Here is a 17,000-nt window from a genome sequence, read left to right as displayed (position 1 = left end):
ACCGCTGAATTCAGTTTTCCGTATGCCCTTAGTAGGAAGGATTCAATATGTGGCGCTGGTACGACAAGGGCGAAGAGTGGCTGGCTATATCGCTTCTAGGGGGCACCTCTCTTACGATGTTAGTTAGCTCAACCGCTAGAGCTGTAGGCCAGCCTTTCGCTGGTGGCGCTGAACTTGCGCAGTTTTTGTTCATTTGGACTGCTGTATTGGGTGCGGATATTACGCTGCGCCATGGGGGACAGGTGAGAATAGATGCGTTGGTTATTCGTCTACCCGCTAAATTGCAGTTAATTATTACCAGCTTGTGCCTAGGGATGATGCTGCTATTTCTCGTGCTGCTTGCCTGGTATGGCTTTATTTTAGCTACTTCAAACTGGCAAAGACCTATGGGCGTTGCCGGGTTGAGTTATGGCTATATCACATTGGCGCTGCCGGTTGGTGCTGTCTTAATGATAATAACGCTACTGCGTCGTATAACATCGATAGGGATTATCGCAAGCCTGGTTGCAGACGACGATAACGCGGTGGAGGAAACACTATGACGGCCGCTTTATTGTTGGGGTTTGGGTTGTTGCTTATGGCGATAGGCATGCCGGTGGCTTTTGCGATCGGCATTGCTGGATTTTCGTATTTCTTACTGCCGGATACATTCCTGCCAACCAGTATCGCTGTACAGCGTGTTGTGTCGTCCACTCAGTCGTTTCCGCTATTAGCCGTGCCGCTGTTTATTTTTATCGGGCACTTGATGAATGCCAGCGGTATAACGCCTCGGCTGGTTCACCTTTCGACGCTCTTGGCGGGGTGGATGAGTGGCGGTTTGGCCCAGGCGAGCATCGTATTGAGCACCTTGATGGGCGGGGTGTCTGGATCCGCGGTAGCCGATGCCGCTATGCAGTCGCGCGTCTTGGGTAAAAGTATGATTAAGGGGGGCTACTCTGCTGGCTTTTCAGGTGCCGTGCTTTCGATAGGCGGTCTCATTACTGCGACGATCCCGCCTAGTATTGGTCTTATCTTGTATGGGTATCTAGGAGAGGTCTCCATCGGGCGCCTATTTATCGCTGGACTGGTTCCTGGCTTTTTATTGATGGTCGCGTTTATGGTCACCACTTATATCATGGCCAAACATCGTGGCTATCAGCCTGTCAGGTCTCATCTACCGAAGGGCAAGGAGATTCTAAAAGCGCTGCGAGAAAGTATTTGGGCCATACTGTTTCCGGTCTGGCTATTGGTGGGTATCCGCTATGGGTTATTTACGCCTTCCGAGGCGGGCGCTTTTGCGGTTGCTTATGCGCTCTTCATCGGCTGCGTCATTCATCGAGAAATGGGTGTTAAAGAGTTGCTCAATGCCATGCGTGCCAGCGTAAGAGACATTGGGATGGTCATGCTGATTATCATGTTTGCCGGCATTATCGGTTATGTGGTGTCTTTCGAGCGTGTACCTCAAACAATAGCGGAACTTACCTTGGGCGTTTTTACTAACCAAACTGCTTTGTTGTTTGTACTTGCATTCTTGCTGATTTGTATGGGGATGCTGCTTGAAGCAACCGTTGTCGTGATGCTGCTAACGCCTATTCTTGTGCCTGTTATTAAAGCTGCTGGCGTGGACCCCGTTCATTTCGGGCTGTTGATGATGACGCTGGTGACATTTGGAGGGATGACGCCGCCTGTAGGCATCTCGATGTATACGGTTTGCGGTATTTTACGCTGCTCTTTTTATGACTATAGCAGAGAGCTACTACCTTATGTATTAGCTGTTTTTGTAGTCGTCTCCTGTATTATATTCTTCCCCAATATTGTTTTATTTTTGCCGAACCTATTGCTCGGCTGAAGCGACTTTTAAGAGCTAGCGTTGTAAACGTGCCAAGACACGATGGGTTGCTGAGCGCCGGGTAATAACTCGGCGCTACTCTTTTAACACCACTTTGTCGGCAAAGAGGTAGTAGTCAAGTTCGTCTTCTTCCTCTAATGTACTGGCTTTAAAAAGCATCTCTTTCGTATTTTCGAGATGTTGCCACATGGCTTGGTGAGCGGCGCTGGCATCGCGTCGAATTAGCGCTTTTAAAATAACATCATGATCGTCGCACCAACTATCCAGCGATTGGCGGTTATCAATTCGATCATGGAGTTTTTGCCACAATAAATTTTTATCGCGTTGATACCAAAGCTTTTCGACCAGATAGACTAAAACAGCGTTCTGGCTCGACTTGGCTATTTGTAAATGAAAGCGTTTGTCCCATTCTGAATCCTGGTAGCGGTCTTCATCGCGCGCCTGTTTGCTGATCTCCATCAGTTCCAGTATATCGTTTTTGGTAATTAGGGTGGCCGCAAGCGCTGCAATCTGACTCTCGATAATCTGGCGTGCCTGGAGCATTTCGAAAGGGCCGGCGCTGAGCGCGTTATCCTCGTCTTCGGTTTTACTGGGTATAGGCTCCTTGGGAGGCGGCAGCACATAAATGCCTGACCCCTTGCGTACCTCCACTAGACCTTGGAGTTCCAGCATGATCAGCGCTTCACGAACCACTGTGCGGCTAACGCCCAGCTCTTCAGCGATATCACGCTCGGCGGGAAGCCGGTTGCCCTCGCTGTAAAGGCCAGACAAGATGCGCTCTTTCAGTTGTAACCCGGTTTTTTGATAGAGACGTTGGGGGGTAGGCAGTTGCATTTTTGTGTTCCAAGGCTAAATAAAGTGCTGAACCAGAAGGCCATTCAAACGGTAATAAGCGTTTGTACCCACAGGTTTTCCTTAAACGCGGCGAGTGAAGCGAGGGGGCTTTCCTCGCTTCACTTTTCAAGAGCACTTACTCTCTTAGAGCCTGCTTCTTATCCCAGCGTTTAACTCCTGCTATAGGGAGGCAGTGACTTCGTTGCTTTTCGGCTTCTCTTCACCGTTTATGTACAGCGTGCGGGTGTCGCCGGTAGCCAGTATGAAGATCGCTGATTCGTAGGGGAGGCGATAGCCATTAGAAATGACGTCTGTCGTTACATGGATGGCATCTTCGCTAGTATGCATTTGAAGCTCTACCAAGGCATGAGCGGTGCGCCAATGGCTCGTTTCGCCGTCATCCTCATAATGGGTGTACCGAGATATGCCATTTGCTCCCCGCGGCGGGAACAGTAAAAAGCCGCGCTGGTCCTCATCTTTATTGGCAAATGTGCGTGAAGCCTCGTTGGTGGGGATAATGGCGCCCGCTTTAACGAGAAGAGGTGTTTGATGATGAGGTGCGTCGAGCGTGGCTTGTGTGCCGCCTGCGATGAACCTGCCCGTATAAAAATCGAACCAGCCACCTGGGTGTTCAGGCGCGTAGACATCGCGAGTCGAGACGCCGGGCTCAACAACGCTTGCAACGAGCAACGATTCGCCCACTAAAAAGTCGTCGTTCTCAAGCCAGGTGCGCGTGTCCTCTTCAAAATCGAAGAAGGTGGGTTTGAGGATTGGCTCGTGATGTACATGGGCCTTGTAAAACGCGCTATACCAATAGGGCGTTAGTCGTGAGCGTAGCTTTATCAGCTGACGAATAGGGGCGACGGCCTCGTTATACATCCACGGCTCGTTGACCGTTGCGTCTTCGTTCCAGGAGTGAATGGTAAAACGAGGGTGGAAGATGCCATTTTGCACCCAGCGGATAAAAAGCTCTGAATCCGGTTTAGGGCCAGCAAAGCCTCCTACATCGTGGCCGAAGTTATAAACGCCCGAAAGGCTCAAGCCAATACCTGTCTTGTTATTAAACTTGATGGTTTTCCATTCGGTGCGATTGTCACCGGTCCAGGTTTGCACGTAACGATGCATGCCTGGTGCGCCCGAGCGCGAAATGAGGAAAGGACGTTTTTCAGAAGCGTAGGTTGTTTGTGCTTCGAAAGAGGCCTTCATCATTAATAGTGGGAAGAGCGCACGAATGCGTGTAAAGGGAAGGCGAGCGCCGAAGCCGTCTGCTTGAGTGCCTTTACTCCAAATCTCATACTCGTTGTTGTCGTTCCAGGTCGTCTCGATACCATACTCAAGCAGCTGCCGGGTTACTTCCTCTTTCCACCAGGTATAGGCGCCCTCATTGGTGAAGTCGACATGTGCGCCCCCACCATCCCAGAACTGCGCAAGCTCTGTATTACCGCTTTCATCTTTTAGAAAATAGCCAAGCGACTCCAGTTTTGCGTACTGCGGATGGTCCGTGAGCAGCGCCGGTTTTATATTGGCGGCAAGGCGGATACCTTTGCGCTTGAAGTCTGCCGAGAGCTTTTTAGCATCGGGAAATTTCTGCGTATTCCAGTTGAAGACGTAGCGTTTGCCATCGATGGAGGTATAACCCGACGAGAGCTGAAATGAATCGCAGAGAATGTCGTGCTTTTCACACTGCTCAATAAACTCCCACACCTGCTCTTGTGCATTGGGAGCATCGGTGTAGCTCATGGTTGAGCCGGAGTAACCGATGCTCCATTTGGGTGGCAGGGCCGTATTACCCGTCATCCAGGTATAACTGGTCACTACATCGCGCATATGAGGGCCGGCGATCATGTAGTAATCCAGGTCACCGGATTCGGCTTCAAAGTAACGATAAAGGCCATGATAGTTATCAAGCTCGCGGCCCATATCAAAGTAGCCAGGCGCTAAGTTGTCATAGAAAAGACCGTAGGAGAACGCTTGTTCCGGCTTGCGGGTAATATAAAAAGGAATGTGTTTATACAGCGGATCCGAATGTTCGGCATCATAACCCATCGCATCGATCGTAATATTACGATAGCGGCGGTGATGATGGTTTAGGTGCCCGGATCGCTCACCCAAACCGTAATACTGCTCCTGAATATCTCTTTTCAGGTAGTGCTTGAGTTCCTGGCCTAATTCGCCATTGAAGTTATACGCTTGGGTCTGTCTGTCCTGAGCGAACAGCTGCCACTGGCCGTGAGTGGTGTGATACCAGTCAATTCGAAAACCTTCCTTTTGAATGACGGCTTTTAGCTGGCGAGTTTGGATTGCAAAGCTCTGTTCATCCTCAGATAGCGTGTAGCCTGGCAAACTAAAGTGCTCGGTACTGAACCTGTCTCGGCCACGATGAGGAAGATCGTCTTGGCCTGGCGCAATACTCCAGGTCTTACCAACCTCAAGTCCTGTTTGTTTTTCAAAAAGTACGCGAAATATGCCCTCCTCAAGGATAAAGAAGTGGGCCTTCACGTCTTCATCCCTTGATGCAAAGATGAGGTGGTTTTGCTGAGTCTTGGCTAAGTGAAAGCAATAGCGCTCTTGAATATTCATCGAGGTCAATCCTTCAAAATTACATGAGGCCGGCTAGGCGCGGAAGCCATTCGCTGAGAATCGGCAGTAGCGTTATCAGCATGAGGACCGCGATGACCGCCGCATAAAACGGTAAAAGAGGTCTGATCACTTCTTCCATTTTGACTTTGCCTACCTTGCTGCCAACGTACAGCGCGCTGCCGCCGGGAGGCGTGATGTTGCCGATACACAAGTTTACGATGAGCACGACACCAAAGTGCACTGGGCTCATGCCAAATTCCGACACCACGGGTAAAAAGATAGGAGTAAAGATCAATATGGCCGGCGTGACATCCATAAACGTGCCGATCAATAGCAAGATAATATTGATCATTATGAGAATCAGAATGGGGTTATCAGTAAGCGACAAAATACCTTCACTGATAGCCGCTGGAATCCCCGTGAAAGCCATCACTAGCGCCAGCATGGCGGATGTGCCGATAAGGAACATGATGACAACGGTAAGCTCTGCTGTTTCCTTGAGTATGCCGGGCAGTTGCTTAATCGATAAGCTGCGATAGGCGAAAGAGAGCAGTAACGCATACAGCACGGCCACAGCCGACGCCTCGGTGGCGGTAAATATGCCACCTGTAATACCGCCGATAATAATGATGATTAAAAACAGGCTGGGTACGGCGTCCCACAGTACTTTCATGGCAGCGCGCAAGGGAACTTTATGTGGCGTGGTATAGCCTCTTTGCTTGGCAATGATGTAGGCCACCGCCATGGTTGCCATTCCCCAGAGTATGCCTGGGATGTAGCCTGCTAAAAATAGTGCAGCCACCGAGGTGCCACCGCTAACCAGGGAGTAAATAATGAAAAGCCCGGTCGGTGGGATAATTAACCCCGTGGGGGCTGAGGCAATATTAACCGCGGCAGAGAACTTACGGTCATAACCTTCCTTCTCTTGCAGTGGCTGCATGACTTTACCGATCGCCGCCGCAGAGGCCACAGAAGAGCCTGCAAGTGAGCCAAACAGCATATTGCCGACAATATTAGTGTGCGCAAGAGAACCGGGTAAGCGTCCCGTGAAGAGCTTTGCCACATTGACCAAGCGAAGTGCGATCCCTCCCTGGTTCATAATGATGCCGGTAAGCAAAAAGAAAGGAACGGCGAGTAGCGTGAAGCTATCAATACCGGTCACCATCTTTTGTGCTGAGGTAAATACCGCAACATCAAACGGAGCGATCAGTAGCATTGTTACGATGGAGGCACCCGCCATACTGATGGCGATTGGTACCCCGATAAAAAGAAGGATAAAGAAAGAAATGAGTAGACTGAAACCTGCAATAATTGTCATGGCTCAAATGCCTTAATTGTGTATTAAACGTCTAAGGTTTGATCGAAATCGTGGGGGATTCCGGCGCTGGGATTAATAAGCTCTGAAATACAAAACCAAAGAATTAGAACGCCCGAGATGGGTAGGGAGAGATAGATATATCCCATCGGTATGCCAAGAGAGACGGTCTGTTGGGACATGGTTAAAGAGACCAGCCAGACGCCCCCATAAATCATGACGATAATAGAAAAGAGGATCAGGAAGGCGAGTACGCCAAACCGAGCGGCTTTCTGCAGGCCAGGAGAAAACCGGTTAGTCACCATTTCTACCGCAATGTGCTTTTTAGTGTGAAAGGCGAGCGCGCCTCCGATCATCGTGATCCAGATAAGCGAATAGCGCAGGAACTCCTGCGAAAACGTGCTGGGATCATTCAGCAAATAGCGGCTCACCACCTGCCATAGTGCAACCAGCACCATGATAACTAGCATTGCTGATGTAAGCACCGTGATGACTTTGCTCAGCCAGCGATTAATCGTGTTTACCATGGCTTCAAGACTCCGTTAGTTCTTGTATGCGCTTGTAAAGAGGTGCCAGAACCGGATTTTCCATAACTCTTTCGTGCATGGGGGCAACCGATTCACGGAAGGCTTCCACATCCACGTCGTGATGGAAGTTAACGCCCATTTCCTGCGCTTTTGTGACCGCCTGTTCGATCTCTTTAGCCCAGAGTTCCTTATGAAACGCGGTGGATTCAATTGCCGCTTCTCTAAGCCATGTTTGTTGCTGTGGCGTGAAACTCTCCCAGCGGTGTTGGCTGAAAATCAACAGGTCGGGCACGATGGCATGGGCGGTATAGGAGTACTCCTTGGCTACCTCTCCATGGTTGGATGACGTCAAGGCTGTTTCGTTATTCTCGGTGCCGTCAATCACCCCTTGCTGTAACGCCGTGTATACTTCTCCGTATGCCATGGGAGTTGGTGCGCCGCCCATTAAACGAGTCATTTCCAGCGCAGTTTGACTGGGCTGAACGCGCAACTTTAAACCACGCATATCGGCCGGAGTCCGTACGGGCGTATCAATGGTATAAACATTACGAATGCCCGAGTCGTAATAGGTCAGACCAAAAAAGCCATTGTCGGCGGTTTGCTGGTAGATATCGGTGGCAATATCGCTATCCATGACGCGATAGTAGTGATCAGGGTTGGCAAAGAGGTAAGGAATGCTGAACAGAGAGTAGATGTTAGAAAAGCTCTCAAGCGCGGTGGCGCTCACTTTTGTAACATCCACGGCGCCGGTTTGAACTAACTCAATGACTTCACGTTCAGAGCCAAGCTGGCCATTGGCGTAAATCTGGAACGACAGTTCTCCGCCGCTTTTTTCACGGACCCGTTCGGTGAAATATGCCAAGGATTTATGAACAGGGTGGCTCTCGCTCATGTTGTGAGCGAGCCTCATTTGAGTAACGCCCGAAGACACCTCTGAGGGCATTGAGCAGCCCGAAAGCGCGAATAGAGCGCCCGATAAGACTGAAATTATGCCTTTATGCATGTTGCCCCATCTCCTGAAAACCTGCTTAAAAGAGTATTTGTACGTTGTGGTCATTGGGCCAGATAAGAACAGCCTGCTAAATTGGACTAACCAATATGATTGTTAAATGAGCCTTTCGTCGTAGTTGGCGGGCGAAGGGTTGACAATACGTGCGTCTGGGTCGACTCTTTGGCCTAACCAATTCGGGGGTGGCTAGCTTCGTTTCTTTCTACCCTAAGACGTAACGATGGCAGTGGAGGTTTTCATGGCAGCATTCCTTGGCGAGGATTTTCTTCTTGATAGCGAAATGGCAAAGCGTCTGTACCACGGCTATGCAAGCAAAGAGCCCATTTTTGATTACCACTGCCATCTGTCTCCTCAAGATATTGCCTTGGACCGCCGTTTCGAGAACCTGACCGAAATCTGGCTGAAAGGTGACCACTACAAGTGGCGTGCCATGCGCTGGAACGGTGTGGACGAGCGTTTTTGCACCGGCGATGCCAGTGACTACGAAAAATTTCAAGCTTGGGCCGCTACCGTTCCTAATACCTTGGGTAATCCGCTTTACCACTGGACGCACCTTGAGCTTAGGCGTCCCTTTGGAATAACCGATCAGCTTCTGTCCCCTGCCACCGCCGATGCCATTTGGGAGCGGGGCAATTCGCTACTGTCCAAGCCTGAGTTCTCCGCTCGCGGTATCCTTCAGCAGATGAATGTCCGCATGGTGGGTACCACGGACGACCCCGCTGACGACCTTGGCCATCACGCACAAATAGCCTCTGATACAAGTTTCAGTGTCAAAGTGCTGCCAAGCTTCAGGCCTGACCGTGCATTTAAGCCGGCTGCGGTTGATTATCCCTCTTATCTTGAGAAGTTAGGCAAGGCAGCGGGGATAGAAATAAGTGATATCAACTCACTCTATAGCGCTTTAGAACAGCGGATGGACCACTTCACCGCGCATGGGTGCAAAATTGCCGACCATGGTTTGGAGCGTGTCCAGTTTGCCTTGGCTACCGATGCAGAATTAAATGGCATACTTAAGCGCCGCCTGGATGGCACGCTGCCTGATGAGTACGAGCAGGCGCAATTCATGACGGCAGTGCTGGTCTTTCTGGGCCGCGAATACCATCGGCGTGGCTGGGTACAGCAGTACCATATGGGCCCGTTACGCAATAACAGTACTCGCGGTTGGCGGGAGATAGGCGCGGATGCTGGCTTCGACTCCATGGATGACAGACCCATAGCCGCGCCGCTTAATCAGCTTTTGGATGCCTTGGATCGCAATGATCAATTGCCCAAAACGATTCTTTATTGCGTGAACCCTCTGTTTAATGAAGTGCTGGCCACTACCGCTGGTAATTTTCAGGGCAGCGGCATTCCCGGTAAAGTTCAATTCGGTTCTGGCTGGTGGTTCAACGACCAGTTGGATGGTATGGAGCGGCAAATGACCCAGCTTTCCCAGCTTGGGCTTTTAAGCCACTTTGTGGGCATGTTGACGGACTCACGAAGTTTCCTCTCCTTTACCCGCCACGAATACTTTAGGCGTCTTTTGTGCCGTATGTTAGGGCGTTGGGTGGAAGATGGACAGCTTCCCAGCGATGAGCGTTGGCTGGGCGAATTGGTTAGCAATATCAGCTTCTATAATGCACGGCGCTATTTCGATGTCGACGTGTAATAACTCGCCAAGGAGAATACTGCATTGAACATGCAAACCATCGAAGCTAGCCAAGCCAGCGGCCATATCAGCATTGTCCATCTTGGCTTGGGCGCGTTTCACCGTGCTCACCAAGCGGTTTATCTTGAGCGCTATCGCCAGCGCACAGGCGATGGCGAGTGGGGCGTATGTAGCGCCAATTTACGCTCGAGTGTTGACCTGGTAGATAGCCTGCGCAAGGCGAGTTACCGCTATCAGGTGGCGGAATATGCTGACAGCCAGACGCTGACGCTACGCGAGATCGGCGTGATTGAAGAAACGCTGTTTTCCGGCCGCGATGCGTCGGGCAACTGGGGGCGGGATAGAGACGCGCTGCTTGAGCGGCTGGCGGCGCCAGCGACGCGTATTGTCACGCTGACCGTGACGGAAAAAGGGTATTTCCTGAACCCGGCCAGCGGTGAGCTGCGCCTGGACGATCCCATGGTAGCGGGCGATATTGCCTCACCCGGCGAGCCGCGGACCGCTCCTGGCTTACTGGTTGAAGCGCTGGCTCGGCGGCACGCCGCGGGCGTGGCGCCGTTTACCGTGCTTTCGTGCGATAACATGCCAGACAACGGTCAGCGTACTCGTAAAGCCGTGGTTAAGCTTGCCCAGCAGCGCAGCGCCGAACTTGCCGAGTGGATTGATGCCGAAGTGGCGTTTCCAAGCTCCATGGTCGACCGCATTGTGCCTGCGATGACCGACGCTGACTTTGAGCGCTTGGCTGCCTTGGGTGTTGCTGATCCTAATGCCGTGGTGGGCGAGGCATTCTCGCAGTGGGTGGTAGAGGACAACTTCCCCACCGGGCGGCCAAGCTGGGAGGCCGACGGCGTAGAAATGGTCGCCGATGTTGCCCCGTTTGAAACCATGAAGCTGCGAATGCTGAACGGTAGCCACTCTCTGCTGGCCTATCTGGGTGCTTTGGAAGGCGTTGAAACGGTGTATGACGGTATCAACCAACCGGCACTGCGCGCGCTGCTGCGCCGTTACATGCTGGAAGAAGCCGCACCGACGCTTAATATGCCCGAAGGCACTGACCTTGCGGTGTACGCTGATTCGCTACTTTCACGCTTTACCAATGACAGCTTGCGCCACCGTTTGCAGCAGATCGCCATGGACGGCAGCCAGAAGTTGCCCCAGCGCTGGCTGAGCGGCGCTCTTGAGCGTATTCAAGCGGGGCAGGTATCGCCTTGCACTGCATTAGGAATGGCTGGGTGGATTCGTTATACCGACGGCCAAGAGCTAAACGGCAAGCTTTATACCGTTGATGATCCCATGGCAAAACAGTTTGCTGAGCTACATCAGACTCACGGTGGCCAGCCGGTCGCGTTGGTAAACGCATTTTTAGCCATGGACGAAGTGGTACCGCCCGCGTTGGCAACCAATCAGCCGTTTGTCGACGACGTAGTAGCGGCCTATCGCGCCTTAACGCAAGATGGGTTAAATGCCGCGTTAGCAGCGCTAGGCATCGAAGGATAGGGAGTTATTTATGGAGCATACCTGGCGCTGGTTCGGCCCTAACGATGCGATACGTCTTGAAGAAATTCGCCAGGCCGGTGCGACCGGCATTGTGACGGCACTGCATGAAATACCTAATCATCAAGTGTGGCCGGTCGAGGCTATTCAAGCGCGCAAGAACCTGATTGAGACCGCCGGGCTTCGCTGGTCGGTGGTTGAAAGTGTGCCGGTCCATGAAGCGATAAAGCAGGGCCTGCCCGAGCGCGATGCGTTGATTGCTACGTACTGCCAAACGCTACGTAATTTGGCAGCTTGCGGTATCGACACCGTTTGTTACAACTTTATGCCGGTGCTCGACTGGACGCGAACCGATCTCGTCCATGCACTGCCGGATGGTGCGCTGGCGCTGCGCTTTGATCACACCGCGTTTGCGGCGTTTGATCTCTATATTCTTAAGCGGCCAGGGGCCGAGTCTGAGTATAGCGAAGCGGATAAGCATATGGCCCAACGCTACCTTGAGACGCTTGATCAGACCGCCCGCGACAAGCTGGTGACGACACTGATTGCCGGGCTGCCTGGGGCGGAAGAGCACTATACGCTGGAACAGTTTCGCAATGTACTGGCGGAGTATGCCGAGATTGATGCTGAAAAGCTGCGCGAAAATCTTGGCTACTTTTTACAGGCGATTATTCCAGTGGCTGAAGAAGTCGGCATTCGTATGGCGATCCACCCGGATGACCCACCCCGGCCGCTTCTCGGTTTGCCACGGGTAGTTTCAACGCATCAGGATGCGCAGTGGGTGGTGGATCATGTGCCCAGCCCGGCCAATGGCCTAACGTTTTGCACCGGCTCTTATGGTGTTCGTGAAGACAACGACCTGGTTGCCATGGCTCGCCACTTCGCCCCGCATATTCACTTTATCCACCTGCGTGCCACAAAGCGCGAGGTGGACCCACGTTCATTCCACGAAGCACCGCACCTGGAAGGTAACGTTGATATGGTCGGCGTTATTCAGGCACTGGTCGAAGAGGAGCGTCGCCGTGAAAAAGAGGGCGGGGCGCGTTTGCCATTACGCCCCGACCATGGCCACCATATTCTCGACGATCAACAGCGTAAAACTGCGCCGGGCTACCCGCTTTATGGCCGTATGCGCGGGCTCGCTGAGCTACGCGGCGTGGAGCTCGCCGTGCGCCAGCTAACTGCCGGATAAGCCATCGCCATCAGCACAAAATCGTTATAAGGACAAAAAAGCCCCGCTGACTTAATGGGTCAGCGGGGCTTTTTTGTAATGCTAGCTATTCGTGATTACCGCGGCGTAGCGGGCGCTTCCGTTGTAGTCAGCGTTGGCTCGGGCACCTGCTCCATGCGCTGGCGTTCCTGATCAAGAATCGCAAGGGCCTGGGCAGAGGTGACGCGGGAAGCTGGTGTCAGTAAGCTGACAACCACCCCCGCTACTAGAGCCGCTAAAACAGCGGGGATGCTTGGATTGCCCCAGAAAGCAGTCCAGTCGCTATTCGCGATAATTATTAAAGATGTTGCCGAGGCACAAATCAGTGTGGCAATGGCACCCTGCCAATTATAGCGTGGCCAGAAACGACCCAGCATGGCGCTAACGAATAGCCCTGACAGGATAGTTGAGATCATACGCGTGATGTAAGTGATCACGTTGTCCGAGGCGAGTGCGAAAAGCAGTGCCAAACCAATGGTTACCACTAAGGCAATACGTGAAAAGCGCACCACATTACGGGCCGAGGGTGTACGCCCCGTCGCCAGCACATACAAATCCCGAATGAGCGTGGAGACACCGGCGATCGCATCGGAGCTGGCGCTCGACATAGTGGCGGAAAGGCCCGCTACCAATAGTAGTAGCCCCAACCCTAGCGGCATGATTTCAGTGGCCAGGAAAGGAAAGGCGTAATTGCTATTTTCGAGCCCAGGATTAAGAGCATGCGTTGCCATTCCGATAATTGCCGGAATGATTGAGAACCCCATATAAAGTACGCCGGTGATCAAAAACGAGCGGCGCACCGACCCAACTGATTCGCCAGAGTAAATACGCTGACGGAAAGAGGGTGTTGCAAGCACGCCAATAGCAATCACGGCGGCAAGCGAAAGCGCAGGCAGCGCACCGATTTGGTCAATGCCTAAAAAGCTTGTAGCACCTGCCTCCATGCCTGTTGTTAGCCCCGAGAAGCCGCCAACTTCTACTAATGCCAGCACGGCCATCAAGATAAACCCTGCAAAAAGCACGACTGCTTGAATGGTATCGGTCCAGATAACCGCAAAGTAACCGCCGATGACACAGTAAATGCCAAATCCCAAAGCAACCAGAATACGCGCCGTCGTCAAGTCAATACCTGCCATCCACGAGAGGTAAAGGCCACCACCTAAGATATGCGCGCCCAGCCAACCGATGCAGGCAATATAGATAAGTAGCGCGACGATATTGCGAACCAGCCGATTAGCGCCAACGTAATAGGCCAGTTCTTCGCTCATGGTCATAAAGCGAAACTTGCGTACCGGAGCAAAGCAGACGGCAAGCAAGAGAACCCCAATAGCGCCACCAATACCGTAGAGCGCGCCTGCCCAGCCATTGGCATAGCCAAAACCCACGGCTCCCATGCTGGAGCCGGTACCCACCATCGTGGCGACAGTGGTTCCAACCGTTAAGAAGAGCGGAACACTGCGGCCACCCAATAGAAAATCATCGCCATTGCCTCGTTTATGTCGGGATATATACCAACCAAACAAGATCATAACGGCGATATAGATGATAAAGGCTGAAAGGAATATCTGACTGTTCATGCTAACCTCTTATCGTTGTTTATTCAGCCGTTGCCGCGGCTGTCGTTAAGCAATGCAGGCGATTACCGCTGGGCTTTTTTTCTTGATCAGGCGGTAATCTGGTGCCGTACCCTTGCCGGGGTACGGCGCTTTTTTGTGTTAGTTAAACGCGATCAGCGCGGAAGCACTTCACGTCAACCTCGACCTTGCAATCCACCACCAAGTCTTGAACGCTGCAGATACGTGCCGGTGGGTTGTCGCCAAATATCTCCTTAAATACCTTGTTGAAAGAAGTGAAATAACGCGCGTCCGTCAGCACGGTCGTTACGTGAACAACATCTTCAACCCCGTAGCCAGCCTCGTGCATGATGGCTAAACAGTTGTCGAATGCCAGGCGGGTCTGCTCGACAATGCCGCCTTCAACAACTTCACCGTCGGTCATTGGTGTCTGGCCAGAGACATACAGCCAGCCACCTGCCTCTACGGCGCGAGCAAAAGGTAGTTTCTGACCACCGGTGCCTACGCCGCCTTCGGTGCCATATCGGGTAATACTCATGATGTTTTCTCCTGCTTGGGTTGAGAGAGAGGGGAGTTTTGAGCAATACGCTCAGTGCGGCGTAACATTCGCCCTGAACGCTGGTCGGTAATAGCGCTCTGGTAATAGGCAAGCTTGCCATTCACTACGACCATATCGATGCCTTTAGCCGCCGCGATGGGGGCCTCGTAACTAGCTGTATCTTCCAGCACTTCAAGATCAAAAAGGGTGAGATCTGCATAGGCGCCGACGCGTATGACGCCGCGATCCGTCAAACCAAAATTGGCTGCTGAAAGGCTGGTCATCTTGCGCACCGCTTCTGTAAGCGGCATTAGGTTTAAATCACGGCTGTAGTGGGCAAGAACGCGTGGAAAGGCGCCCCATAGCCGCGGGTGTGGATGCGGATCATTAGGCAGGCCGTCGGAGCCCACCATGGAGAGCGGATGTGCGAGCACTTGCTGCATATCCGCTTCGCTCATGTTGTGGTAAACCGCCCCGGCGGGCTGTAGCTGCTTGGCAGCGTCTAGAAGCGACATATGCCAGTCGGCAGCGATGTCTTTCAAGGGGCGACGCGCCTGCTCTGGATGAGGCTCTGACCAGGTGATCGTGATCTCGATTTCATCCGTTACCTGGCCAAGGTCCAGGGTCGAAGATCCAGCCGTATAGGGGTAGCAGTCGCAGTGGGCATGTTGATGTTGGGCGGCTACCTCAAGTTTACTCAATGCTTGGCCTGCGCCTCCCCAGTTGCCCGCGCCTGCGCATTTAAGATGCGATATTACTAAAGGAACCTGACCATCCCGAGCGGTTGTGAATGCCTCATCCATGGCCTTCAGTAGTCCCGCAAACTCATCACGCAGGTGAGTGGTATATACGCCCCCCGATTCCCCCACTGCCGCCACCAATGGCGCCATTTCAGTGGTTGGCGCATGTATCGCGTTGCGATAAGCAAGCCCCGAGCTAAGCCCCAGCGCGCCTTCATCCAGTGCCTGGCGTAGCAGTGAATCCATAGCGGAGATTTCATCTGCGTTGGCCGGGCGGGCAAAGCTGTCCATTACCTGGCTGCGCAAACTGGTGTGTCCAACCAAGGCCGCGACATTAATGCTCGGCTTGGCGGCGTCTACCGCATTGGCATAATCCGCAAAGCTTGGGTAACGAAAATCTTCAAGGTTACCCAGCAAGTTCATTGGATCGGGGACGTTGTCGGCAAGTGTTACAGGGCTTGCACTGATACCACAGTTACCCACTACTACTGTGGTGACGCCCTGGGTGAGCTTTGGCAGCATTTCGGGCGTACGAATGACATTGGTATCATCGTGGGTGTGAACATCAATAAAGCCTGGAGCCAAATAACGCTCTTGGGCATCAATAACGGTGGTGGCCGTTGCATAGGGCATCGTGCCAATAGCGCAAATGCGCTCACCTTGAATAGCGACATCCGCACGAAAATGCGGCGTGCCAGCGCCATCCAGCACGTTGGCATTACGAATTAATACGTCGTAAACCATCTTAGTCTCCTAATGGCTGGCGATTATCACCACCGCGATGGTCATCCAGGCTCAGTTTGAGTCGGCGCAATTTAGTGCGTGAGCGCTCGCGGTGTCGCATGGCAAGCTCGAGTGCTAACACGTCGATGACGGCAAGCATGGCGTAGCGTGAAGCCGAAGGGTGGTAAATGAAGTCGGTTTCACGCGAGGTAATTGGCAGCACAATGTCGGAGGTGGTGGCGAGAGGCGAATTCATGGCGGTGATAGCGATGACCTTAGCGCCATACTGCTTGGCAATTTGCGCCGACTCCACCATCTCAGGGGTGTAGCCAGTGACTGATAGCACGACCACGACGTCATTGGGCTCAAGCGTTGACGCCACCATGCGAGGCAAGAGCGCCTGGGGGTAGGCGCAGACCGCATAGCCAAGGCGCACTAGGCGAAACTGAAATTCCTGGGAAAGAATGCTTGAGCCGCCACCCGCCCCAAAAACGAGTATCTGGCGAGCGTTATCAAGCAGCTCAACGGCGCCTGACACGTCCGCTTGGGCGAGTAAGTCGCGGTTGAGTGCTAGTGTCTGGGTCGCAATGTCATACACCACGCTGGAGCCGTCTTCGGGGGTGGCTTCCTGGATAAACCGGCGTCCTGCTCCTAAGGCTTTTGTCAGGCGGGTTTTTAAATCGCGCACGTTCGTACAGCCGATAGCGCGTGCAAAGCGAGTCACGCTAGCGTCACTCACTCCGGCGCGCTGGGCGATATCGCTGATATTTGATTCGGTAACAAAATCAATGTCAGCAAAAATAAGCTCGGCGACTTTTCGTTCAGCGTCGCGAAGCGCGTTAAAGTCAGTAGTTATTCGAGACAAAATGTCTATTTCTTGGCTCACCGTGAGCTCCTGATGGTTGCCTTGCCTAAAAAGTATGTTAGTTTCTATCTTTGAGTCAATGGTTGTGAAAATAACTAACATTAATGCGGTTAAA

At 52.6% G+C, this 17,000-nt stretch carries 14 protein-coding genes; 5 read left to right on the top strand and 9 right to left on the bottom strand.

Annotation, left to right across the window (positions count from 1 at the left end; all coding sequences use genetic code 11):
- The first annotated feature begins 47 nt into the window (after positions 1-47).
- Both ACT3RQ_RS01380 and ACT3RQ_RS01375 read left to right on the top strand, forming a co-directional pair.
- Positions 48-542 (top strand): TRAP transporter small permease, encoded by a 495-nt coding sequence (locus tag ACT3RQ_RS01380; protein WP_444631555.1) that lies wholly within the window; start codon positions 48-50, stop codon positions 540-542.
- Positions 539-1,828, top strand: a complete 1,290-nt coding sequence (locus tag ACT3RQ_RS01375; RefSeq protein ID WP_444638756.1) for a TRAP transporter large permease — start codon at positions 539-541, stop codon at positions 1,826-1,828. Before ACT3RQ_RS01380 ends, ACT3RQ_RS01375 begins: the two co-directional genes overlap by 4 nt.
- A 75-nt stretch (positions 1,829-1,903) precedes the next feature.
- Here ACT3RQ_RS01375 and ACT3RQ_RS01370 read toward each other — a convergent pair whose 3' ends face one another.
- The 5 genes from ACT3RQ_RS01370 to ACT3RQ_RS01350 all read right to left on the bottom strand — a co-directional run bounded on the left by ACT3RQ_RS01370 (position 1,904) and on the right by ACT3RQ_RS01350 (position 8,087).
- Positions 1,904-2,662 carry a GntR family transcriptional regulator gene (locus ACT3RQ_RS01370; protein WP_444631553.1) on the bottom strand — a complete coding sequence of 253 codons (759 nt, stop codon included), beginning with the start codon at positions 2,660-2,662 and terminating at the stop codon, positions 1,904-1,906.
- A gap of 180 nt (positions 2,663-2,842) precedes the next feature.
- The gene (locus ACT3RQ_RS01365; protein ID WP_444679810.1) at positions 2,843-5,242 is read right to left on the bottom strand and encodes a TIM-barrel domain-containing protein; all 2,400 of its coding nucleotides are present in this window, start codon (positions 5,240-5,242) and stop codon (positions 2,843-2,845) included.
- Between the two features lie 19 nt (positions 5,243-5,261).
- On the bottom strand, positions 5,262-6,560 hold the full coding sequence (locus ACT3RQ_RS01360) for a TRAP transporter large permease (RefSeq protein WP_444630021.1): 1,299 nt from the start codon (positions 6,558-6,560) through the stop codon (positions 5,262-5,264).
- Between the two features lie 23 nt (positions 6,561-6,583).
- Complete coding sequence (locus ACT3RQ_RS01355) at positions 6,584-7,084, bottom strand: TRAP transporter small permease (RefSeq protein ID WP_444679809.1); 501 nt, start codon at positions 7,082-7,084, stop codon at positions 6,584-6,586.
- A gap of 4 nt (positions 7,085-7,088) precedes the next feature.
- Positions 7,089-8,087 carry a TRAP transporter substrate-binding protein gene (locus ACT3RQ_RS01350; protein WP_444679808.1) on the bottom strand — a complete coding sequence of 333 codons (999 nt, stop codon included), beginning with the start codon at positions 8,085-8,087 and terminating at the stop codon, positions 7,089-7,091.
- A 244-nt stretch (positions 8,088-8,331) separates the two neighbouring features.
- Between ACT3RQ_RS01350 and uxaC the strand changes: the two genes are divergently transcribed.
- From uxaC to uxuA, 3 genes are read left to right on the top strand one after another with little or no spacing between them, the layout of a single operon-like run.
- Positions 8,332-9,741: a glucuronate isomerase gene (gene uxaC / locus ACT3RQ_RS01345; protein ID WP_444679807.1), complete on the top strand. Its 1,410-nt coding sequence runs from the start codon at positions 8,332-8,334 to the stop codon at positions 9,739-9,741.
- A gap of 30 nt (positions 9,742-9,771) precedes the next feature.
- Positions 9,772-11,238, top strand: a complete 1,467-nt coding sequence (locus tag ACT3RQ_RS01340; protein ID WP_444679868.1) for a mannitol dehydrogenase family protein — start codon at positions 9,772-9,774, stop codon at positions 11,236-11,238.
- A gap of 10 nt (positions 11,239-11,248) precedes the next feature.
- A complete protein-coding gene (uxuA, locus tag ACT3RQ_RS01335; protein WP_444679806.1) occupies positions 11,249-12,427 on the top strand; it encodes a mannonate dehydratase in 1,179 nt (392 codons plus the stop codon).
- 95 nt (positions 12,428-12,522) lie between these two features.
- On the opposite strand, the gene ACT3RQ_RS01330 is transcribed toward uxuA, so the two are convergent.
- The 4 genes from ACT3RQ_RS01330 to ACT3RQ_RS01315 all read right to left on the bottom strand — a co-directional run bounded on the left by ACT3RQ_RS01330 (position 12,523) and on the right by ACT3RQ_RS01315 (position 16,906).
- On the bottom strand, positions 12,523-14,022 hold the full coding sequence (locus tag ACT3RQ_RS01330; RefSeq protein WP_444638762.1) for a sodium:solute symporter family protein: 1,500 nt from the start codon (positions 14,020-14,022) through the stop codon (positions 12,523-12,525).
- Positions 14,023-14,164: 142 nt separating this feature from the next.
- Positions 14,165-14,557 carry a RidA family protein gene (locus ACT3RQ_RS01325; protein ID WP_126949383.1) on the bottom strand — a complete coding sequence of 131 codons (393 nt, stop codon included), beginning with the start codon at positions 14,555-14,557 and terminating at the stop codon, positions 14,165-14,167.
- Entirely contained in the window at positions 14,554-16,041 is a 1,488-nt protein-coding gene (locus ACT3RQ_RS01320) for an N-acyl-D-amino-acid deacylase family protein (RefSeq protein WP_444679805.1), read from the bottom strand. Before ACT3RQ_RS01320 ends, ACT3RQ_RS01325 begins: the two co-directional genes overlap by 4 nt.
- Before the next feature lies 1 nt (position 16,042).
- A complete protein-coding gene (locus ACT3RQ_RS01315; protein ID WP_444638765.1) occupies positions 16,043-16,906 on the bottom strand; it encodes a MurR/RpiR family transcriptional regulator in 864 nt (287 codons plus the stop codon).
- Positions 16,907-17,000 lie beyond the last annotated feature (94 nt).

This window comes from Halomonas sp. AOP43-D1-4, assembly GCF_052446175.1.
Lineage (GTDB): Bacteria > Pseudomonadota > Gammaproteobacteria > Pseudomonadales > Halomonadaceae > Vreelandella > Vreelandella citrativorans.
This window is presented reverse-complemented; position numbering and strand designations above follow the sequence as displayed.